At 57.5% G+C, this 23113-nt stretch carries 14 protein-coding genes; 11 read left to right on the top strand and 3 right to left on the bottom strand.

What is annotated here, in order from left to right; all coding sequences use genetic code 11:
- Positions 1-281 precede the first annotated feature (281 nt).
- From B3R00_RS15295 to B3R00_RS15265, 7 genes are all read left to right on the top strand, one after another.
- The gene (locus B3R00_RS15295; protein ID WP_286999739.1) at positions 282-6602 is read left to right on the top strand and encodes a peroxidase family protein; all 6321 of its coding nucleotides are present in this window, start codon (positions 282-284) and stop codon (positions 6600-6602) included.
- Positions 6603-6618: 16 nt separating this feature from the next.
- Complete coding sequence (locus tag B3R00_RS15290) at positions 6619-8439, top strand: type I secretion system permease/ATPase (RefSeq protein ID WP_286999738.1); 1821 nt, start codon at positions 6619-6621, stop codon at positions 8437-8439.
- A gap of 29 nt (positions 8440-8468) precedes the next feature.
- Complete coding sequence (locus B3R00_RS15285; RefSeq protein ID WP_286999737.1) at positions 8469-9815, top strand: HlyD family type I secretion periplasmic adaptor subunit; 1347 nt, start codon at positions 8469-8471, stop codon at positions 9813-9815.
- 1 nt (position 9816) lies between these two features.
- On the top strand, positions 9817-11181 hold the full coding sequence (locus tag B3R00_RS15280) for a TolC family outer membrane protein (RefSeq protein ID WP_286999736.1): 1365 nt from the start codon (positions 9817-9819) through the stop codon (positions 11179-11181).
- A gap of 602 nt (positions 11182-11783) precedes the next feature.
- On the top strand, positions 11784-13085 hold the full coding sequence (locus B3R00_RS15275; RefSeq protein ID WP_286999735.1) for a tyrosine-type recombinase/integrase: 1302 nt from the start codon (positions 11784-11786) through the stop codon (positions 13083-13085).
- A 124-nt stretch (positions 13086-13209) separates the two neighbouring features.
- On the top strand, positions 13210-13620 hold the full coding sequence (locus B3R00_RS15270) for a helix-turn-helix domain-containing protein (protein ID WP_286999734.1): 411 nt from the start codon (positions 13210-13212) through the stop codon (positions 13618-13620).
- Positions 13620-14927: a type II toxin-antitoxin system HipA family toxin gene (locus B3R00_RS15265; RefSeq protein ID WP_376747644.1), complete on the top strand. Its 1308-nt coding sequence runs from the start codon at positions 13620-13622 to the stop codon at positions 14925-14927. The genes B3R00_RS15270 and B3R00_RS15265 overlap by 1 nt, the downstream gene beginning before the upstream one ends.
- Before the next feature lie 142 nt (positions 14928-15069).
- On the opposite strand, the gene B3R00_RS15260 is transcribed toward B3R00_RS15265, so the two are convergent.
- The 3 genes from B3R00_RS15260 to B3R00_RS15250 form a co-directional block, all read right to left on the bottom strand.
- Entirely contained in the window at positions 15070-16224 is a 1155-nt protein-coding gene (locus tag B3R00_RS15260; RefSeq protein ID WP_286999732.1) for an SDR family oxidoreductase, read from the bottom strand.
- A complete protein-coding gene (locus B3R00_RS15255; protein ID WP_286999779.1) occupies positions 16221-17405 on the bottom strand; it encodes an ABC transporter substrate-binding protein in 1185 nt (394 codons plus the stop codon). Before B3R00_RS15255 ends, B3R00_RS15260 begins: the two co-directional genes overlap by 4 nt.
- A gap of 94 nt (positions 17406-17499) precedes the next feature.
- Complete coding sequence (locus B3R00_RS15250) at positions 17500-18588, bottom strand: cyclase family protein (RefSeq protein ID WP_286999731.1); 1089 nt, start codon at positions 18586-18588, stop codon at positions 17500-17502.
- A gap of 995 nt (positions 18589-19583) precedes the next feature.
- Here B3R00_RS15250 and B3R00_RS15245 point away from each other — a divergent pair.
- Genes B3R00_RS15245 through B3R00_RS15230 form a run of 4 tightly spaced genes read left to right on the top strand, consistent with a single transcriptional unit; the run spans position 19584 to position 22993 of the window.
- Positions 19584-20441, top strand: coding sequence for an IclR family transcriptional regulator (locus tag B3R00_RS15245; protein ID WP_286999729.1), 858 nt, complete (start codon positions 19584-19586; stop codon positions 20439-20441).
- Positions 20438-21589: a thiolase family protein gene (locus B3R00_RS15240; RefSeq protein WP_286999728.1), complete on the top strand. Its 1152-nt coding sequence runs from the start codon at positions 20438-20440 to the stop codon at positions 21587-21589. The genes B3R00_RS15245 and B3R00_RS15240 overlap by 4 nt, the downstream gene beginning before the upstream one ends.
- A gap of 5 nt (positions 21590-21594) precedes the next feature.
- Positions 21595-21960, top strand: coding sequence for a Zn-ribbon domain-containing OB-fold protein (locus tag B3R00_RS15235; protein ID WP_286999727.1), 366 nt, complete (start codon positions 21595-21597; stop codon positions 21958-21960).
- Positions 21961-21997: 37 nt separating this feature from the next.
- Entirely contained in the window at positions 21998-22993 is a 996-nt protein-coding gene (locus B3R00_RS15230) for a tripartite tricarboxylate transporter substrate binding protein (protein ID WP_286999726.1), read from the top strand.
- Positions 22994-23113 lie beyond the last annotated feature (120 nt).

Here is a 23113-nt window from a genome sequence, read left to right as displayed (position 1 = left end):
ACAAGAGGTTCCGCCAGCGATCTGCTTAAAGCGTTTCACGATGTAGGAGATGTGACATCCGACATGGAATCAGTTGGCTGATGCTGACGCAATATCAATAGCCTAGCCGGCTGGCGTACAGGCCTGTACTTCTCTCCGCAACAGTTGGGCTAGGGTTTGCATGTACGACGGAGTTGGTGATTTATTAAAACAATGAATTGCGACTCTTAATAAATATTTACTTATTTGTTTGGTTCCTCTGGCTTCACTCGCAATGGCTTTCGTCCTCTCAGGAGTGCATCATGACTTTCCGCCTTAATCTTGATGATATTTCGCGCATCCTCACCAGCATTCAAGTCGCTGAGCAACACGTGCAGTCGGGGTATGAGAAACAGACCGATTTGATGGGTAACCCACTCAACAATCTGGTGCCACTCGGCTTGCGCACGGTCAGCGGCCAATACAACAATTTGGTCCATATTGAGTATGGTTCGGCTGACCAATTCATGCCGCGTTTGCTGACGCCAACGTTTCAAGACGCTGAAATCAACCCGCGAACTGGGCAATCGACTTCTTATGCGCAGACCTCGGGGAGCGTCTACGACTCACAGCCCCGCACAATTAGCAACCTTATTTCAGACCAATCCGCAAACAACCCAGCTGTGCTGGTTGCGGCTTTTACTGCATTAGGCTCAACAGATCCCTACGCTGATGCAGGCACCTATACCGCTGCACGCCAGGCTGCGCAGGATGCAGCCACTGCACTGCAGGTACTGCAGGATGCGATAGGTGGCGGCGCCGACTTGACTGCTTTGCAAGCGGCCTACGATGCTGCTGCGCTACAGGCCAGTGCCGATCGTACAGCTGCCTCAAATGCCCAGGCAGCAGCTGATGCAATCAACGATGGTGCAGAAACCAGCCTCGCCACTGCACAGCAAAACCTCACGAATGCAATTGCGGCCGAAGCGGCGGCTGACATGGCTACAAGCGCGGCTGCTACACAACTCGTAGCTGCACAGAGCGCTCAGGCTGTCGCGCAGGGCGCATACAACGCCAAGCTTGGCGCGAGTAATGGGGCGCTGGCTAACCTCAACGCTACGAATAGTCTGTTGACGACCTCGACCGAAGCAATTACTGCTGCACAGGCTATTTGGGCGAACTTGGTGGCAACAAATGCCTCGCCAGCGGACATCGCTGCGCAAGAGGCTTTGATTACGCAACTTGAAGCAGCAAAAAATCTGGTGACTTCGTTGCAGACCAATGCTCAGGCCGCCTACAACCAAGCGGCCGCGGAAACGGCTACAGCGCTAACTAGCTTGCAGGGCGCGCAGGATGTTACGGCAGTAGCCATTAATGCTGTGGCTGCTGCTGCTCTGGCTGAGACTGCTGCTGAAGAACAAGTAGGGGCTGCCCAAGATGCAGTCGATGCTGCTCAGGCTGCGCTGGTGCAGGCCAATGCTGACGCTGCCGCAGCGCTGCAACAAGCCTTGGTTTTGGATGCTACGGCAGATGCCTCTGAATCGGCTGCAGCCGCTGCGCTCAGCGCATTGCAGGCGGCCCAAGATGCTTCGTCTGTGACTGCCGAAGACCTTGCCGCTGCCCAGGCGCTGGCAGACAGCACGGCAGCAACTTTTGAGGGGTTGCCTGCGCAGATGGGGCTGGAGTTTGATGTCAACGACACAACGCTGTTCGTGCCCAACGTCATGCCTGACTTGGGGGACACGGCTCCTTTCAACAGCTTCCTCACTTTGTTTGGTCAGTTCTTCGATCACGGTCTGGATCTGGTCACCAAGGGTGGAAGCGGTACGGTTTACATACCTTTGCAGCCAGATGATCCGTTGTACGTCGAGGGCAGCCCCACCAACTTCATGGTGCTAACGCGTGCGACCAACGCCCCGGGTGCGGATGGCATTCTTGGGACTGCAGATGATGTAAGGGAGCACGTCAATGAGACCACGCCATTTATTGACCTGAACCAGGTCTATACCTCGCACGAGTCGCACCAGGTTTTCTTGAGAGAGTATGTGCGCCTGGAAGTGAATGGGGTGATGAAGACAGTCGCTACTGGTCACATGTTGGAGGGCCAAAACGGTGGGCCTCCCACTTGGGCAGACATCAAAAACCAAGCGCGCCAGATGTTGGGGATTGAGTTGACGGATATGGATGTGCTGCGTGTACCGCTGGTGGTTGCAGACCTTTACGGCAACTTCATCCCAGGTGCTAACGGTTACGCACAACTTGTTACACCCGAAGGCCTTGTAAGCGGCACTGCTGATGCTCCTGCGCAGGCATCCAGTGCATACGGTGCAGGCCGTGCCTTCCTTAATGACATTGCACACAATGCGGCTCCCGGGACTGTGGACCATGACCGTGATCCAACTACCGCAGAGGTGGTGAAAGCCGCCGATGCCGACACAGACACAGGCAACGACATTCCGCTCAATCCACAGGGTGTGGCCACCACCTACGACAATGAGTTGCTAGACAAGCACTATGTGGTGGGTGATGGGCGTGGTAATGAGAACATCGGTTTGACAGCCGTGCACCACGTGTTCCACAGTGAGCACAATAACCGCGTCGATCAGATCAAGGCAGAGTTACTCGCAAGTGGTGATGTGGCTTTCATTAATCAGTGGCTGTTGACGCCTATTCAGGGTGACGCTGTGCCCGCGGACACCTCTGGCCTTGTGTGGAACGGTGAACGACTTTTTCAAGCCAGTCGTTTTAGCACCGAGATGGTCTACCAGCATTTGGTGTTCGAGGAGTTCGCGCGATTGGTGTCGCCAGACATTGATCCTTTCCTGTTCTCCAACACGGTAGACATTGACCCAGCCATCATGGCGGAGTTTGCGCACGTGGTGTACCGCTTCGGCCACTCGATGCTTACCGAATCGGTAGATCGATTGGCTGCGGATGGTCAGACCACTAACCACATCGGGCTGATTGATGCTTTCCTCAATCCCGTGGCTTTTGAAGGCAGCGGAGCAACGCCCGATGAAGCTGCTGGCGCGATCTTGCGCGGGATGACGCGCCAAGTAGGAAATGAGATCGATGAATTCCTGACGGGAGCACTTCGCAACAACTTGGTAGGCTTGCCGCTGGATCTGGGGGCGATCAATATCGTCCGTGGTCGGGATACAGGCGTTCCTTCGCTCAACGAAGCACGTCGACAGTTTTATGAGCAGACCCAAGACACCACGCTGAAGCCTTATGCCAGTTGGTACGAGTTTGCCTTGGCCATCAAAAACCCAGCTTCCATCATTAATTTCGTGGCTGCATACGGTACGCACAGCAGCGTAGTTAATGCGGTGACGTTGGAAGACAAACGCGATGCTGCAACTTTGCTGGTGATGGGGGGTGACGGTGCTCCAACTGACCGTCTGGCTTTCCTGAATGGTACGGGTTCATGGGCTGGTGGTACGTTGGGCGGTCTCAACAATGTTGATTTCTGGATCGGTGGACTGGCCGAGAAAAAAGTTGCCTTCCAAGGCCTGCTGGGGACTACCTTCAACTTCGTGTTTGAAGTGCAGATGGAAAAGCTGCAGGATGGGGACCGCTTCTACTACTTGAGTCGCACCCAAGGGATGAATTTGCTCAACCAGTTGGAGGCGGATTCGTTTGCTGAGCTAGTGATGCGCAACACCGATCTGGGCAATCCCGGCGCAACGCACTTGCCGAGTTCGCTGTTCCTCACGCCGGACTACATTTTGGAGTTGAACCAAGCGCGCCAAAAGGTGGCAGATCCCAACCATACTGACCCGATTCTCGCGGCTATCAGTCCCATGGTGATCCGCCGTGATACTGACGGTGACGGGGTGAATGACTATCTGCATTACACCGGCGGGGATCATGTCGTGATTGGGGGTGATGACAACGACAACACACTGATCGGCGGTGAAGGCGATGACACTATCTGGGGTGATGGCGGTAATGACAGGATTGAAGGTGGCTTTGGAGTAGATCACCTCTTTGGAGGAGATGGCGATGACATCATCACCGATTCCGGCACGGATTCTGGCGCAGCCGATGTTATTCACGGCGATGCTGGGAATGACGTTATCAATGGTGGCAATGGCCTGGATTTGATCTTTGGTGGCAGTGGTCAGGATTTTATTTTTGGGGGCGTCGACGGCAAGACGATCACAGCGGGTGAAGGCAATGATTTTGTGCGCGGCCCTGATGGACTGAGTTTCATCGCAGGCAACGAAGGTGACGACTGGCTCGAAGGTGGTGATAGCTTTGACACCCTAGCTGGTGAGAACTCTGAACTGTTCTTCAACAGCCCGATCATCGGTCACGATGTCTTGAATGGTCGTAGTAATGACACAGACTACGATGCGGAATCTGGTGACGACATCATGTTCCAGGGTCTGGGTATCCAGCGCAACAACGGGATGGCAGGCTTTGACTGGGCCATTCACAAGGGGGAGGCGCAAGGCGCCAACTCCGATCTCGGGATTCCGATTTTCGTGAACCAGGAAGCGAACATCTTGCGTGATCGTTTCGATTTGGTGGAGGGCCTGTCTGGCTGGAAGCATGCCGATACGCTGACCGGGCGCGACGTTGTGATTGGGGCTTACGATGAAGTAGCTGGTGCAGCCGCTCAATTCAATCCGAACTCGCCTTTCGAGTCTTATGCGAACGCATTGTTGGAAAGCGGTGTAGCTCGGATTGCGGGACTGGCCGAACTGGTGGCACATTTGGATCGCGTCACCTTCACCACAGCCAATGGTCAGACACATACAGCAGTAGTGTTCGACGCTACTGCTGTGCAGTACAACGAAGATGGTAGCGCTCGAACCCTCTACGACACAGCGGCAGATATCCTTCTGGGTGGAGGCGGTAGCGACATTTTGCAAGGCAAGGGCGGCAACGATGTCATTGATGGTGATCGCTGGCTGAATGTGCGCATCCGCATCAATGACGGGAATGGCAATGAGATCGGATGGTCTGATGACTTAGGGAGCAAGGTATATAGCACTGCCGGGTTGCTGCTTTATGGAGGCAGAACACTGGACAGCCTGATGTTTGATCGCACTCTGAACCCAGGCCAGCTCAGTATCGTGCGTGAGATTCTTGATGGTGATCCTGATGATCTGTCGCTCGATACAGCAGTCTACAGAGGCAACCAGTCCGAGTATGAGATCACGTATCACGATGACGGTTCAGTGACGGTGGCGCACGTGAACCCTAGCGTAGATCTGCCAGAAAACGACGGTATTGATCGCCTTTTCAACATCGAAGTGTTGAGGTTCGCAGATGGAGAGGTCTCAACGCGATCGCCTGACATTGTCGGTACCAACGGCAATGACACCCTGGTAGGTGATGGTCGTGCAAACCGTATGTTTGGCCTCAATGGCAATGACCTGCTGCAGGGTTTGGCTGGCAACGATCTACTCGACGGTGGAGCTGGCAACGACAGGCTGGAAGGCGGCACAGGCAACGACACATTGCTGGGCGGTGCAGGCAATGACACGCTGGACGGAGGTGCCGGTAATGACGCTATGACAGGCAGCGCCGGAAACGACACCTATGTAGTGGATAGCACGGGCGATGTCGTGATTGAAGATGTCAACGGTGGTACTGATACTGTGCAAACAGCACTTGCTGCTTACGTTCTAGGCGCCAATGTAGAGCACTTGACGTTCACCGGCAGCGGTAACTTCGCAGGCACCGGCAACGACTTGGCCAACACGATCACCGGTGGAGCTGGTAACGACACCTTGGATGGCGGGGCTGGTATAGACCGCCTGGTAGGTGGAGTCGGTGACGATACCTATATCGTGGGCACAGAGATCGATGTCATTGTGGAAGCTGCAGGAGGCGGAAATGACACGGTGCTATATGGTGGCATCAATGCTTATCAACTGGCGAACAATGTCGAAAACCTCGTTTACACCGCAACTAACAATGCCAGTCTGGTAGGTAATAGCTCTGCCAACTTAATTACGACGGGGGCTGGCAACGATACAGTGAATGCGGCTGCTGGCGATGACAGTGTGTACGGTGGCGACGGCAATGACCGGCTGCTCGGGGGGGCAGGTAACGACGCCTTGTACGGTGAAGCAGGTGATGATGAACTGCTGGGCGAAGCAGGCAACGACCTGCTCTACGGTGAGGCAGGTAATGATCGACTGGAGGGTGGCGCTGGCAATGACACGCTCGAAGGTGGTGCTGGCAATGACACCATTTACGGTGGTGATGGCAATGACCAAATTCACGGCGGTGCAGGCGATGATATTTTGTTCGGTGACATCGGCAATGATGTGATCAATGGCGGCGAGGGGAACGACAGGATTGACGGAGGTGCTGGCAACGACCGGGTGACTGGTGGTGCAGGCGACGACATCATAGATGCGTCACTGGGCGCTGATATTTTCGTGTTTGGTCCCAGCTTCGGCAATGACATCATCAACGGGTTCTCCGCGAGCGGGGGAGGGCAAGATCGATTGAATCTCGCTGCGTTCGAGTTCGATACGGCTACTTTCAACAGCCGAGTGGTGATCACTGACGCTGGTAATGACACGCTGATCACGGTCAACGGAGTGGATGGTGGCACTGTGCGGTTGGTCGGGCTTGCAGACCACACAACCGTGACGATCGCTGACTTCCAGCTCGCTTGATCCTCAGAAAGCCGTTATGGCATCCACCCAATACCCGGCTGGCTCGCGTCGGCCGGGTTGGAAGCTGGCCGACAATGAGATCGGCGCCGCATTGCGTGAATTCCGCTCGGCATTTCGCAACGTCGGCATCTTTAGCGCCATCGTCAACTTACTGATGCTGGTGCCATCACTTTACATGCTTCAGGTCTATGACCGAGTACTGGCGAGCGGTAATCAGACAACGCTGTTGATGCTGACGGTTATGGTCATCGGCACTTATCTGCTGATGAACGGGTTGGAACTAGTGCGCAGCTTTCTGTTGATTAGAGTAGGTGCGAGGCTGGACCTAAAGCTCAATCAGCGGGTTTACACCGCAGCCTTCGAGCAGAACCTTAAGCAAGCCGGCGCAAATGCTGGTCAATCGCTGAATGATTTGGCAACCATTCGCCAGTTCGTAACGGGCAACGGGTTGTTTGCTTTCTTCGATGCGCCCTGGTTTCCGATTTACCTTGCGGTGATTTTTCTGTTTGACTGGGTGTTGGGCGTATTTGCAGTTATAGGCACTTTGGTACTCGTTGCTTTAGCTTGGGCCAACGAGCTCGTGTCACGCAAACCTTTGGCACAGGCCAATGCAATGTCTGTTGCTGCCGGTAACTTGGCAACCAATAACCTGCGAAATGCCGAAGTCATTGAAGCCATGGGAATGCTACCGAACCTGATGGGGCGTTGGTTCAAATTGCATGGCAGTTTTTTGCAACTGCAGGGACAGGCGAGTGAGCGTGCTGGAGCTATCAGTGCGCTCAGCAAATTTATGCGTATTTCGCTGCAATCACTGATTTTGGGGTTGGGGGCATTGCTGGCTCTGGAGAACCGTATCACACCCGGGATGATGATTGTGGGATCCATCCTCATGGGGCGGGCGCTAAGTCCCGTCGATCAACTTATCAATGTCTGGAAAGGCTGGTCGGCTACACGTAGTGCATATCAGCGTTTGGTTGATCTACTGGCTGCGAATCCGCCCCGCCAGGGCGGTATGCGCTTGCCCCGGCCCAAGGGGATCATTGCATTTGAGGGTGTAACAGCGGTGCCTCCCGGTGCGACCCTGCCGGCTCTACAAAACCTTAGCTTTACGTTGCCTGCGGGTGAGGTGTTAGGCGTGATTGGCCCCAGTGGCTCAGGGAAGTCGACGCTTGCGCGATTACTTGTTGGTGTCTGGGGTGCAAGCGTAGGCAAGGTCCGTTTGGATGGTGCCGATGTCTATCAGTGGAACAAGGCAGAGCTTGGTCCCTCCGTAGGCTACTTGCCGCAAGATATTGAGCTGTTTGCAGGTAGTGTGAGCGAGAACATTGCCCGCTTTGGTACGGTCGATGCGGGCAAGGTCATCGAAGCGGCGATGCTGGCGGGTGTGCACGAGATGATTCAACGTTTCCCTCAAGGCTACGACACCGTCCTCGGAGATGGCGGTGCCGGTTTGTCGGGAGGGCAGCGCCAACGCATTGGATTGGCGCGGGCACTTTATGACTCACCGTCACTCATTGTTTTAGACGAACCCAACTCCAATCTAGACGACGTCGGGGAACAGGCGTTGCTAACAGCCCTGCAGCGTTTGCGTGAACGGGGCAGCACAGTGGTAGTTATTTCGCACCGTACCAGTATTTTGGCTGTGACCTCCTGTTTGCTACTGCTACGACAAGGCAGCATGCATTCTTTTGGCCCCACATCGCAGGTGCTCACAGAGCTTTCCAAGGCTGTGCAGCCTCCTGCAGCAACCTCAGTTGCCGCCAGTGCTCATGAGCGTTCAATGATTGAAAAGAGGATGGCTCCGCAAGCACCACTTTCTTCATCCACGTTGAGTTGAAACTTCCATAGATTGAGCAGGAGGCCGCCATGAATACCGACACGCCACTTGTCCATGAACTGGTGCAAAACTTGCCGAATGATGCTTTGTTGCAGGACGATGCCAAACGTCACACTCGCATAGGTTGGTGGATTGTTCTTGTGGGTTTTGGCGGGCTGCTGTTATGGGCATGCTTGGCTCCACTAGACCAAGGTGTTCCGATGAGTGGCACGATCACGGTGGCTGGTAATAAAAAAGTAGTACAGCACCAGGCAGGGGGGACAGTACAGACTATTTTTGTTCAAGAAGGCGATTCGGTGAAAGCAGGGCAGCCCTTGGTGCAGATGAACGCTGTACAAGCGCGTGCCAATGCGGCGGTGATCAGGGTGCAGTATTACACCGCACGTGCAACCGAAGCAAGGCTACTTGCTGAGCGAGATGGCAAACCATCAGTGACTTTTCCAGCTGAAACAGAAGTCGCGCGCAGTGACCCGCGCGTTGCTTCCACTATGTCAGTGCAGCAACAGCTGTTCGCTTCTCGTCGTTCAGCTTTGCAGGCGGAGATGTCAGCATTGAATGAGGGGATTGCAGGCATAGAAGCCCACACTGCAGGGTTGAAAGCAGCGCGTGAAGGAAAGCAAGAGCAGTTTCGTCTTCTGCAGGAGCAACTGGATGGAATGCGCGAATTGGCGCAAGGGGGCTTCATACCGCGTAACAGGCTACTTGAACTTGAGCGCACATATGCGCAGCTTGCTTCATCAATGTCGGAGGATTGGGGCAATATCGCTCGCGGCCTGCGCCAAGCCAGTGAACTTAAGCTTCGACGTATTCATCGCCAACAAGAGTTTCAAAAAGAAGTCCGTGAACAGTTGGCCGATGTGCAAAAAGAAGCAGATGCTTTAAAAAATCAGCTTGAAAGCTTGGATTACGAGTTGGAAAACTCCGTGGTACGAGCCCCGGTAGATGGCACTGTTGCTGACCTCAACATTTTCACTGAAGGCGGTGTTGTTACTCCAGGGTTTCGGATGATGGATGTCGTTCCACAGTCAGAGCCATTGATCGTGGAGGGGCAGATTCCTGTGCATCTGATTGATTCTGTGAATATTGGGCTGCCGGTGGAACTGATTTTTTCGGCATTCAATCAAAACACCACGCCACGTATTCCGGGAACGGTGGTGCAAGTTTCTGCCGACCGATTGGTTGATCAGAAGACGGGGGTGCCTTATTTCCGCATGTTTGCTGAAATTACTGCTGAAGGCCGCGTTGCAATGAGTAAGTTGCCTGTGCGGCCAGGAATGCCTATTGAGCTATTCGTTAAAACAGGTGAACGAACGCTGGCTAACTACCTGATGCGTCCTATTCGAGACAACATCAAGATGTCACTGACGGAGGAGTGAAGTGCAAAAAAGTCTTGCAAAGTGCGAATCCACAAGAAGTCAGCGGTGTTGGGTTGCCGTTGCACTGGCGCTGTTGAGCAACGGTACTTGGGGCGAAGAGCTAATGGGGCTTATGCAGGCATATGAGGCTGCGCGTGCGCATGACCCGGTTTTCAAAGGCGCCCAAGCTGTTCGTGATGAGGGCTTGGAGCATCAGGCAATTGGCCAAGCAAAGTTGCTACCAATAATTTCTGGAGTGGTATCCAGTAATCAAAACCAATCTCGGGTAACCGAAGCAAGCGGCCGAACTGACAACCGAGGTCGCTATGCTAGTAACACCTCTAGTTTGCAACTGCGCCAGCCTTTGTATGACCGTGAGGCATGGGCCGCCAAAGAACAAGGCGCAGCACGAACCGCTGCGAGTGAAGCGTTATTTCGACTTCGTGAGCAAGAACTGATGGTACGGGTTTTTGAAGCCTATTCAAAAGCATTGCTGGCGAGCGAAGAAGTAAGTCTTGTTAAGGCGCAACTTCAGTCTGCCGATGAGTTGTTGCGCGCCAACGAGCAACGCTTGTTGCAAGGTGAGGGAACCCGTACTGACATGCTAGAGACCCGTTCAAAGCAGGCCTTGATACAGGCTGAGCTGATTGTGGCGCAGGATCGGGCTCAGCATGCAATCGATGCTCTCAAAGCCATCGTGGGCAAACCAGTTAGCCGGCTTGAGCGGCTTTCATCAAGGGGCGCTGCCAGATTGGTTTTTGGGGCTCTGGATGATTGGCGCAGTAAGGCATTTGACGCTAACCCAGAAGTTGAAAGCCTAAAACATACTTTAGAGGCCGCGCGCCAAGAAGTCAGGCGCGTTGACAGCGGACATTACCCTCGGTTGGCTTTGATCTTGAGCGTGGGAAACAATGAATCAGACACCACTTCCACGTATCGCCAGTCTTCGCGCACCACTACGGTAGGGGTGCAATTGAATGTGCCCATCTTTGCTGGTGGCTCCGTCTCTGCCCAGTCCCGGCAGGCTATAGCGCAATTGGTGAAGGCACAAGCAGACTTGGATGCCAGAGTCGCTGAATTGGAGGTTGAGTTGCACCGTCAATACAGCGCCCAGAAAAATGGAGTTTTGCGTATTGCTGCGCTTGAGTCTGCCGTGGCTACCAGCCATGCGCTGATTGAGGCAACTCAACGCAGCTTTATTGGTGGTGAACGTACCAATGTTGATGTCCTCAATGCACAGGAACGTCTAGCACAGTCTGTCCATGATTTGGCGCAAGCCCGATATGAGCAATTAGTCGCAGGCTTGCGTTTGCGTCATTTGGCCGGAGTTTTGGGCGAGGCAGACTTGCGAGAAGTTGCTTCTCATTTTGGTGGTGAGATAAATTAATTCATAGTCACCATCAGCACGGCGCGCATATTTAGGATGCGACATGGCTCTTCGAATGGGTGGTCTTCTGTAGAGGGCAATAGGCGTAATCCCGTGAGGCTAAAGGAAGACTGGATGATTCCCCTTGACTGAGGCGGATAGCCGTTGAATACGGACTTGAGCTTGGTAGCTCACCTTGCCGTTCTGATCTTTTCGTTCGCGGGTTGTAGCCATGATGCATCTTGTGCGTGGTCAGCGAAATGTGACGGCACAAGAACTAGCTGGATAGAGAAAGCGCTACTGCGCAGTACTATTCAGTAGTGCTGTCTACTGTGACTTGAAGTGACAGCAAACGACCCTTTGAACAATGAAGACTCGTAAGTCGTTGAATTTATTGGTTCCTGAGACATGAATCGAACACGCGACCTTCTCATTACGAATGAACAGTTTATAAAATTTGCTTGCGTTGATTTTGGTTGATAAATACAATAAAAACAACAAGTTGCTTAATTGCATTGATTAAATATTAAGCAGTTGTGTTGATCTGAATTGATCCAGATTCACCAAAAAGTCTTACATCCGCCCTTACATCCTGACGATGTAAGACCGCGCCGAGGAGTCCCATGTCGAAGGTCGCATTCACTGCCGCACGCATCCAAGCTTTCAAGTGTCTGCCGGACAAAAAGCAAGCCTTCCTGTGGGACTCCACGTCCCCAGGGCTGGGGTTGCGCGCGACACCCAATGGCAAGCCTTCTTATGTTTTCCAGGGTAGCTATGCGGGCAAAGACATTCGCATCACGATTGGCAGCCCCGATGCTTGGCGGATTCCCGAGGCCCAAGCCAAGGCACGCGAGTTGCAGCGCCAGATCGATGAAGGTAAAGATCCCCGTGAGCAAAAACGCCGGGCGTTGGCCGATGCCCAAGAAAGGCAGGTGGAGGAAGCGGCCCGCGCGGTGACGGTGGGTGATTTGTGGTCTGTCTACCTAGAAACGGGGAGACCTAAGCGCAAAGAGGCTTGGAAGCCTCGCTATCTGGAAGATCTGAAAAACGTGGCGTCGGCGGGCGGCATCCCGAAAAAGCGGGGTACTGGGCTGACGCGGCCTGGACCGGTGTATCCGCTGCTTACTATGCCCTTGGTCTCGATTGACGAAGATGCCCTAAAAACGTGGTTTGACCGAGAAGCACAAAGTGGAAGGCACCAGGCCACCCGTGCACTCATGATGTTCCGTGGTTTTCTACGCTGGTGTGCCGCTCAGCCCAAATATCGAGGGTTGGTGGACCGTGATGCCGGCAAAGCACCGGCGATTGTGGAAAGCTTGCCTGCGAGTGTTCGGCGGACCGATGCATTGGAGGCGGCACAGGTGCGAAGCTGGTGGAGTGGGGTCGAGCAGTTGTCCAACCAAACCGCCAGTGCTTATTTAAGAACTTTGCTCCTGACAGGGGCTCGCCGCGAAGAAGTGGCCGCTTTGACGTGGCAGCAGGTGGATTTCCGCTGGAGCAAGTTAACCTTGGCTGACAAGGTGGATGAGGTTCGCGTAATTCCGCTGACCCCGTATTTGGCGCGACTACTCATGCGTCTGCCGCGTGTCGGTACCTACGTGTTTGCCAGTACCGGCAAAGCGGGGCGGATTACAGACGCTCGCGCAAGCCATGCCTTGGCGCTACGCAGTGCAGGAATTGATCATTTGACATTCCACGGTTTGCGTCGCTCCTTTTCGTTGCTGGGGGAAGCCGCAGGTGCACCTGCCGGTGCGATTGCACAGATCATGGGGCACAAGCCCAGTGCCACGGCAGAGGGCTATCGGCCGCGCAGTATCGATGCGTTGCGGCCGTTCGCGCAGCGCATCGAAGCGTACATCCTGGAGCTGGCCAACGTCCAATTTGAAGCACCTCAAGAGGTTGCTAGGTTGCGCATCGTGAAGTGACTCACTGAGGGAGGTCCTACCGCCAGGCGCATGAACATCACTCTGGAGTGATAATTTGCAAAAATCACATTTAAGTGATAATTTGCATTTATCACTTTGAAATGATTTTGGCCGTGGAGGTGAGATGGACTACGCACTGAATTTTCCGCAGCACCTGGGCTTGCACCTCAAGTCGCTGCGCAAAGCCAAAGGCATGAGCCAAGCCGGATTGGCGAGCTTGCTTCAAGTCACGCAATCCAGAATCGCCGCAATTGAGAAGGACCCTTCCGCAGTCAGCGTGGGGCAGATGATGGCCATCCTAGACTTGTTGGGGGCACAGTTGGTGGTGCGAGCCCAGACGCCGCCCCCAGAGGCCGCGCTCTCAGGTGCAGCACCCCAAGCGGGTGAATCTACGTCAAAAAATAAGCAGTCGACGGTAGTAGCCCACCAGGCAGCGCCAGCCCAGCGTCTTGAGTCAACGCAGGGAGCGCAGCCGCTGAAACACACGGTACTCGCAGATGGCTGGCAGAGTCACAAGCCACAAGGGCGTTGGTAATGCGTGCGCTCGGTATTTGGATGAACGGTTTGCGAGTAGGGCGCTGGGAGATCTCACGCACGGGTGCGCACAGTCTGGTGTATGACCCAGGCTGGCTGGCGAGCAAACATGTGCGCCCTTTGTCGCTGTCGCTGCCATTTACGCCGGACCTTCGTGTCACCGGCGAGGTGGTCGAGAACTTTTTTGACAACCTATTGCCTGACAACACCGACATCCGCAAGCGCATTCGGCAACGGTACGGGCTGCGCAAGTCTGACGTGTTTACCTTGCTAGAAGCGATCGGCCGCGATTGCGTGGGGGCCGTGCAATTACTGCCCGAGGGTGTTGAGCCTGATGGCTTTGATCAGGTCCGTGGCCAGCGATTGGATGAAGCAGCGATCAGTGCATACTTGAGCTCTTTGGGTGCTTCATTTGGTAGCCTGGATGCGGATGTCGACTTTCGGATTTCGATTGCTGGCGCACAAGAGAAAACAGCGCTGCTGCGGGTGGACTCACAGTGGTATGTGCCCGAGGGCGCTACGCCTACCACCCACATACTCAAGCCCAACATCGGTTTGGTGCCGGGGACTGAGCTGGATTTCACGCAGTCGGTACAAAACGAGTGGCTGTGCAATCAATTGCTTAAAGCGCTGGGATTGCCGGTAGCGAACTGCAGCATTGAAACTTTTGGCCCACACACGGTGCTGTGTGTCGAGCGCTTTGATCGGGCATGGACACCAGATGGCTGGTTGGCACGTTTGCCGCAAGAAGATTTATGCCAGTCGCTTGGGGTTACCAGCACTCAGAAGTACGAAGCGGATGGTGGTCCTGGGATAGCGCAATGCTTGCAAGTGTTGAGCAAGAGCCAGGCGTCTGCGCAAGATTGCGCGCGCTTCGTCATGGCGCAGTTGGCGTTTTGGCTTTTGGGTGCTATCGACGGACATGCCAAAAACTTCTCCATCTTCATGCAACCTGGCGGGGGCTATATCGCTACGCCTTTGTATGACGTGTTGTCGGCATGGCCGGTAATAGGCCATGGCTATGGAAAGATTGCTTGGCAGAAAGCCAAGATGGCCATGGCTGTTCCAGGGACCCAAAGCCGCCACTACCACCTGCAGAAAATCCAGCGTCGGCACTGGAAAGCTTTGGCAGAGTGGACGCGGGTTGACGGGCTGTGGCCCGCGATGCTGGAGATGCTGGCGCAGCTGGACACCGCGATTGAGCGAGTCAATGCTGACCTGCATCCCAGTGTGTCAACGAGTATGGCGAAGCAAATATACGAAGGAGCACGTGCGCAAGCACACCGCTTTTTGGCTGCACCTGATTGATGAGGTATAAGGCATTGGCCTCCATTCCAGTTTGCTGGATTTCAGCAAACTAGATTGCCGGGTTTCCGCAATCTACTGCCCCAGTTGGGTAGACATCCCCCCGCTTATCCTTGAGACAACGTTTCTGTGCACTGCAACGAGCTCATGCTGACCCAGAGGAGCTGCGATCGCTGCTAGGCATGCGCGGTGCCCCACGCGCTTGCGCTACCGTGGGCAGTAGGTGGCGCTGTTGCAATTGGCTGAACCATTTGCGGAACATGTCTTCGGTGTCCATGCAGGCATGGAAGCCCGCCTGGCGGATCTTTACCGAGCTCATGATCACTGGAGGCAGAGGGCCGGTCCTGCCGTGGTTCATCTGGAAGTCTGCGTACGCCGCGCCCTGGCCGATGAAGGCGGTCAGATCACGTGGCGCTGCCAGCAGGTACTTGTCCACCAGGTGCTCCCACGCGGGCTGCTGATTGGCCAGTGCGGTAGCCAGCGACTGGGGCTCAGGCTCTCCCATAGTCATGCCCAGTGCGTCAGCGATGGTGGGCCATACGTTCTGCCATACGAACACGTCGCCGTTCTCTAGGTTGAAGGTCTCGTTGCGTGCGTTGGGCGACTCGGCGGCCCAGGCGCAGGCCTGGGCGATCAGATCAGCGTCGATGGCCTGGTTGACTCGCGCCGGGCCTCCGGGATATGCCAGCGGCAGGCCCTGCTCATGGCGCAGCCAGGCATAGACGCCGATGGCTGGGATGGGATTCATGTTGCTACCCGCCGCGTCGCCGAACACGATGCGCGGGCGCATGATGGTGAAGTGCCACTGGCCCTTGGCTTGGCGCTCGCGCAGAAAGTCTTCCTGCAGCCAGTAGAAGTTCTCGTGTGGATCGCGCGGCCAACGTTCGCGTGCGGGCACAGCTAGCTGCGGGTGGATATGTACACCGTAGGCCTTGCCACCTTGCATGATGGTTACGTGGCGCAGCGGGCCGCCGGGGCGGTCCAGCGGCTCGACCACGTTGCGCAGCATTTGCAGGTTGATGCGCATCTGCTCCTGGTCGCACCAGCCTCCGACCAGCCCGCCGGGCTGCTCGTACACGGCTGCATAGACCACATGGGTGATGTCGTCCCGCTCTCCCAGCACACTCTGGCAGGCTGCCGAGTCTTGCAGGTCTAGCTGAAGAGCGGTCGCGCCCGCTGGCAGGTCGATGGCACGTCGCGCCACGCCCAAGGCACGCCAGCCGGGCAGGGTGGCAAAGTGACGGAGGCAGGCTTGGCCCACGACGCCTGTGGCGCCCACAATCAGCACGGTGTTTGTCATTTTTTCACCATGGAGCACTTAGACTGCGATAGCGGCAGGAACGCCTTGTCGCCGGGCACTGTGGTCACGAGCTTGTAGTAGTCCCAGGGGTACTTGGACTCATCCTGCGACTTGACCTCAAACAGGTACATGTCATGAACCATGCGACCGTCCTCGCGGATGCGGCCATTCTTGGCGAAGAAGTCGTTGATGGGGGTAGCCTTCATCTTGGCCATGACCTGTGCTGTTTCGTCGGTCTTGGTGGCCTGCACGGCCTTCAGGTAATGGATGGTCGAGGAATAGGCGCCCGCCTGGCTCATGTTGGGCATTTTTTTCATTTTTTCGAAGTAGCGCTTGGACCAAGCACGCGTCTCATCGTTCATGTCCCAGTAAAAGCCTTCGGTGAGCATCAGACCGCCAGCAGTGCGCAGGCCGATGGCATGAATATCGTTGATGTACATCAGCAGGCCTGCCAATGTCTGCTTGTTCTTGCCCGTGGTCAGGCCGAACTCGCGCGCTGCCTTGATGGTGTTCACAGTGTCCCCCCCCGCGTTGGCCAACCCAACGACCTGGGCCTTGCTGTTCTGGGCACTCAGCAGGAACGAAGCGAAGTCCGTTGCGCCGATGGGGTGTTTGGCGGCACCCAGCACTTTGCCGCCCTGGGCCGTCACTACTGCGCTGGCCTGCTCCTGCAGGCTGTGGCCGAAGGCGTAGTCGGCCGTGACAAAGAACCAGTCCTTGCCGCCGCGTTGCGTGATGGCGCTGGCTGTCACGTTGGCCAGCGCATAGGTGTCGTAGACATAGTGCACGGTGCTGGGCATGCACAGGTCGTTGGTCAGGCGGTCCAGGCCGGGTCCATTGAAGATGATCACCTTCTGCTTCTGTTTGGCTATCTCGAGCACCGCGAGCGCGGGGGCTGAGACGGCCACGTCCATGATGGCGTCCACCTTGCCAGTGTCGAACCATTCGCGTGCCTTGCTGGAGGCGATGTCGGCCTTGTTCTGGTGATCGGCCACCACCAGTTCGATTTTCTTGCCCAGTATCTGGCCGCCGAAGTCGTCGATGGCCATCTGGATAGCAGCGGCGCTGCCCGGCCCGGTGATGTCGGCAAACGGGCCATTCAGGTCGGTCAGGATGCCCAGGCGCACCACGTCGTCAGAAATTTTCATATCCTGGGCGGTGGCTGCGACCGTGGCAGCCATCAGAGAAAGGCCAGTGCACAGAATGCGGCAGGCGCTGACCAGGGGAGTTTGGCGGGTCATGGTTGTCTCCTTCGTTGGTGTGTGTACAGGGAAATCAGAGGGTGGCGATGGGGGTCACGGGTGAGCCCACCGCGCCTGGCAGGCGCAGGGGCGGGGCGGTGAGCAGGAAGCGGGTACGGCCGAGCGCATGCAGGTGGTCGGCCAGCTCCTTGAGGTACCAGAGCTCGCCCAGCGGCAGCCCCAGCTTGAACAGGCAGTGCTCGTGCAGGGGCAACACCGGGTAGGGCGAGCCGTCTTCAGGAACGCGGCGCGGCGGGTGGCGCTCCACGGCGTAGTTGTCGGCGATGAGCGCAGCGATGCCGCTGTCGGTGATCCACTGCAGCAGCTTCTCGTCGCCACCGTCCAGCGCTGCGCAACTGTTGTGCAGGCGGTGCGCGTCGGGCTGGTGCTGCATGGACAGCACCAGTTCGGCAAAGCCGGTGCGCAGTAGCAGCATGTCGCCGGGCTCCACGCTGGCGCCGCTGCGGTCCATGGCGTGCATGAGTTCGTCGTAGCCGATGTCGCGAAATTCGGTGCCGTAGGCGCGTTCCAGGTCCACCAGCACGCCACGTCCTTGCATGCCCTTCACGGCAAGGTGCTCCACGCCCAGCGCGCGGGCTACGCTCTCGTCGGGCGCGCGTCCGGCGCAGCACACGGGCTGGTAGCGCGCAGCCGTGGCGTCGTCGCCGCGCGTGGGAATGCCGTGGTCCTGCGGGCCCAGGATGTGCTCATGACCGCGGTAGCCGTTGTAGTACGTGGTGCGCAGCTGGCCGCTGCCATCGGGGTCGAACAGCGCACCCACATGCGCCAGCGAGTCCCATTGGGTGGAGTACTGCAGCGATAGCAGCACCTGATCGTCGCTGACCACGTCGGTGGCACCGGGGTAGACATGGCCCAGTGGAAAGTTGACGTATGGAATGCCTTCGCGCCGGGTGGGGCGCAGCTGCGGCGGCAGGCGGCGCGCGTTCAGCGCGTTGCCGCCGGGATAGTCCAGTGGAAGCGACAGGCACAGGCTGATTCCCTCGCGTACTTCCAGAGCGCCTTTGCGTACCTGCACAGGACCGATCAGGTTGGCGCGACCCAACTGGTCGTCGGGCCCGAAATCACCCCAGTTGGAGCCTGCGGGACGTTGTCTCCATCTCATATTGGTGTCTCCAGCGCCGCGGGTGGGGGCGGCTTGGAGCTAATGTTGTTGTCGCATGGGGCAGCGCGTCAATCAAGATTCAAAAAGTTTTGCAGGGTGAAATCAGCTCTCGGGGAAACCCTGTCGTTCGATTTTCATGACGCTGAGGGTGGTTTTGCCGAGCAAAACCCGGGTCGCGCCTGGATGCATGGACTGAATGATGTGGTTGGGCATCACCGCTCACCCGCACTATGCCCACCAAGTCTGGCCGCGTGGAGGGCATCGCCAAGCCATCACTATCTATGGCGCTGTAGTTAACCAGTGCCAGAGCGTGTGTTGAACCACACAAATTCTGTCGCTGCAGGCCAAATCAGAGGCGGTGCTGCCGAGTGCTGCTCACAAGATAGGCACAGTGCTGCTGTCGGTAGCGCGAAGCACTGTTGCTTTTCAAACGTAGCACGTGAAAGCCATCCAAGAAAGGACCTTGCGGGGCAGCTTGGGGCGAGCATTGGGCGAGGAGGGGCGTCCAACGCCGCAACAGCGACCGGGATGCTGGCGACGTATCTCTTTGGTTCTCGCAAGCAGGTCGTAGCGCCACTCCACGTATCTCTCACGCAGCGTCGATGAACTTGCAGGAAACACCACGTAGGGCCGTGACTAAGGGGATTTCAGTAACGCCAGATCCTGAGCTCAGTGTGCGTTCCTTCAATGCTCAAGGTGTTGCCCGATATGGGGAGCGATCGGTCAACTGGTGTTGCTGGAGTAGAACCGTTTGGCGTCGTGCATTTGCAGGCACGGGCTTGTGCGTGTCGCCAGCAGTGGGCGCTGTACGCACATGCAGTGGCTGTGAACCAGCACGAACAGCCAGCAGCTCGGGTGCATTTACTGCGGGTATTCACTGGGATTGCATCAAAGATGTTTTATTGATTGAAATTCCATTCTAGGTTTTTGACCTTAATAACCAACACAACATAAATTTCATGCCATTCAATATTTCATTCAAAGAAATAAACCACATGTCCCCCGCTGCCCGCCCAAAAGCCATGGTGAATCACCCTCCCGGAAGCAGTACCTCCACTGTGGAGCGCGCCATGCGCGTGTTGCGGGTGATGTCCGAGGGGGGCAACGCGCGGTTGACCGACATCGCAGCGGCGGCCGAACTGGACAAGGCCACCACGCTGCGTCTGCTGGAGGTGATGGTGCGCGACGGCTTTGTGGCGCGCGATGTGCAGAGCAAGCAGTTCTCGCTGGGGCCCGAACTCATGGTACTGGGCGCAGCCGCGCTGAGGCGATTTGACCCGCGGCCGCTGGCGCGTCCCAGTTTGCTGCGGTTGGTGGGTCAGTTCGAGGATAGCGTGGTGCTGTCCATCCCCAGTGGTGTGGAGTCGTTGTGTATCGACGTGGAGGAAGGTACCTACCCCATTCGCGCCAACTACCTGCGCGTGGGCAGCCGTCGCCCGCTGGGTGCAGGGGCCGGCAGCCTTGCGCTACTGGCATGGATGCCCGAGGCCGAGCGCGAGGCAGCACTGGAGATCCTCGCAAGCCAGATGAGCCGTTACCCGCGCATCACTCCTGCGCTGCTGCGCGAGCGTATCGCCGATGCGCGTGAACGCGGCCACGTGGTACTGCTTGATGTTGTGGTCGAACGCATGGGGGGTATTGCCGTGCCTGTGCTCGACCCCGAGGGGCGCCCCGTGGCAGCCCTGAGCATTGCCGCGCTGAACGACCGCATCCTGGCGCGTGAAGCTGCGATGGCCCAGGCGTTGATGCGCGAGTCCACGGTATGCCAGGTGCGCTGGTCCGAGGCGGTGCGCGCAAGCCGACTGGCCGGTGCACGCACCCCGTCAAAAACTACCCCGGAGACTTTGCGATGAATCCACTACCCACCGCCTACCTACGCGGCGCGGGCAGCACTCCCTTTGGCCGTCACGAAGGGCTCGGTGCACTCGACCTGATGGCCCACGCAGCGCGCCAGGCGTTGGTCAGTGCTGATTTAGCGCGCACTGACATCGATGGTGTGTTGTGCGGCTATGCCACCACGCTACCTCACCTGATGCTATCCACGCTGTTCTGTGAGCGCTTTGCGCTGGCGCCGCGCTACGCGCACAGTATGCAAGTCGGCGGAGCCACGGGCGCTGCTATGGTGATGGCTGCTCGCGAACTGGTGCGCTCGGGTCGTTGTCGCAACGTGCTGGTGGTGGCGGGCGAGAACCGCCTCACTGGCCAGTCGCGCGACAGCTCCATCCAGACCCTGGCCCAGGTGGGTGACGCTGATTACGAGGTGCCCAACGGTGCTAGCGTACCCGCGTATTACGCACTGATGGCTTCGGAGTACATGCACCGCACTGGCATCACCAGCGCCGACCTGGCCGAGTTCGCTGTGCTCATGCGTTCCAATGCCGCACGCCACCCCGAGGCACACCTGCGTACGCCTATCACCCATGCTGAGGTGCTGGCCGCCAAGTCCATTGCCGCACCGCTGTCGCTTCTTGATTGTTGTCCTATTTCCGACGGCGCTATGGCGTTCGTCGTCTCTGCCGACCGGGGTCCGCACACTACGGTGTGCGTAATGGGCGCGGGCCAGGCGCACCGCCATCAGCACCTCACTGCCATGGTGGATGTGATGCAGTGTGGAGCGGCAGACGCCGCCGGCCTTGCCTTTGCTGAGGCCGGTTTGACTGTGGCAGACATCGACTACCTGGGGATCTATGACTCGTTCACGATCACGCTGGTGATGCTGCTGGAGGAGATCGGCTTCGCACCGCGGGGAGGGGCCGCCGCCCGGGTCCGCGCAGGCGACTTTGCGCTTACGGGGGGGCTGCCGCTGAATACGCACGGCGGCCTGCTGTCGTTTGGCCACTGCGGCGTGGCTGGCGGTATGGCGCACATCGCGGAGGCCTGGCGACAGATGACAGGCCAGTCGGGCGAGCGTCAGATACCTGCGCCGCAGCGCGCGTTCATACATGCCGACGGGGGCGTAATGTCGTCCCACGTAAGTCTTATTCTTTCAACGGAGGGCTGAACGTCATGACCTCGCTGGCAACTCCTTTCAATGACGGCCTGCGCGCAGGCGTGGTGCGATTTCAAAGCTGCTCCGCATGCGGCCATGCACAGACCCTAGCGCGCTACGCGTGCCAACGCTGTGGCCACGACAGGCTCGACTGGTGCGACGCTGCCGGTACCGCAACTGTGCGTGCTACCACGGTGGTGGCGCGAGCCCCCTCGGAGGACTTCCGTGCCTTGGCACCCTACACGTTAGTGATCGTGCAACTCGACGAGGGGCCACGCCTCATGGGGCACGCGGCGACAGGCGTGCAGATCGGCGAGCGCGTGCGCGCGGAATTCTTCGAGCACCTGGGGCGACCGCTGTTGCACTTCGTGCCAGCCATCTGATCGTTTTTTTCACCACAACTAGTAAGGAGACAAAGACATGCCCAAGACCACCATTAACACTCCGCGTCGCCATGTTATTGGCGTCGTTTGCGCCGCACTGTGCGCTGCTGCAGCTTCGCCCCTTGCCTGGGCCAACGATTATCCGAGCAAGCCCGTGAAGCTGGTTGTTCCCTACCCGCCGGGTGGCCCTACCGACATTGTTGCGCGCGTGGTGGCACAAAAGCTCCAGGAGCAAATGGGGCAGTCCTTTTTAATCGAGAATCGCCCTGGCGCTGGCGCCAACATCGGTGCCGAGGCTGTGGCACGCAGCCCTGCAGACGGCTATACGCTGGTGGTGGCTACCACGGCGCATGCCATCAACCCTTCACTGTTCGCGAAGCTCAGCTACTCCATCACCAAGGACTTTGCACCTATCTCGCAGCTCACCAGCGGGCCACTGGTCATCGTGACCAATCCGGCAACGCCGGCGAGCAACGTGAAAGAGCTGATCGCGCTGGCCAAATTCAAGCAGGGCGGGCTCAACTACGCGTCTTCCGGTAACGGGCAGTCCACACACCTGTCGGCCGAGTTGTTCAACGCCATGGGCAGCGTGAAGATGGCTCACGTGCCCTATAAAGGTAGCGCCCCTGCGCTCACCGATGTGATGGGCGGTCAGGCGGACCTGATGTTCGACACCATGCTTTCGTCCATGCCGCATGTGAAGGCCGGCAAGCTCAAGGCGCTGGCCGTGACCAGCAGCCAGCGTTCACCCAGTGCGCCGGACCTCCCTACAGTGGCCGAGTCCGGCCTGCCGGGCTACGAGGCCATCGCCTGGAACGGCCTGCTGGCGCCCGCCGGCACGCCCAAGGAGGTGGTGGACCGTTTGAACGTCGAGCTGAAGAAAGTGCTGGACAACCCCGAGGTGAAGCAGCGCTTCGAGGCGCAGGGCTTCGCCGCCGCCTGGAACACGCCCTCCGCCTTCGCCGGCTTCCTGCAGGCCGAGGTGGACAAGTGGGACAAGGTGGTCAAGGCCTCTGGCGCCCGGATTGACTGAGCCCCGCTGAATGACTATGCCGCGCTCCACGCGCTCGCCACGCCGTGCGCTGCGCGGCTGGCTTTAGGCCCCGGAAGGTTTACCGCCGAGCTGGCTGTGCCAGCTGACTGCGCTGCGTCC

The sequence above is a fragment of the Comamonas sp. UBA7840 genome, assembly GCF_002501455.1.
GTDB lineage: Bacteria > Pseudomonadota > Gammaproteobacteria > Burkholderiales > Burkholderiaceae_C > Comamonas > Comamonas jiangduensis.
The sequence above is the reverse complement of the archived record's forward strand: the minus strand, read 5'-3'. Positions and strand labels throughout refer to the sequence as shown.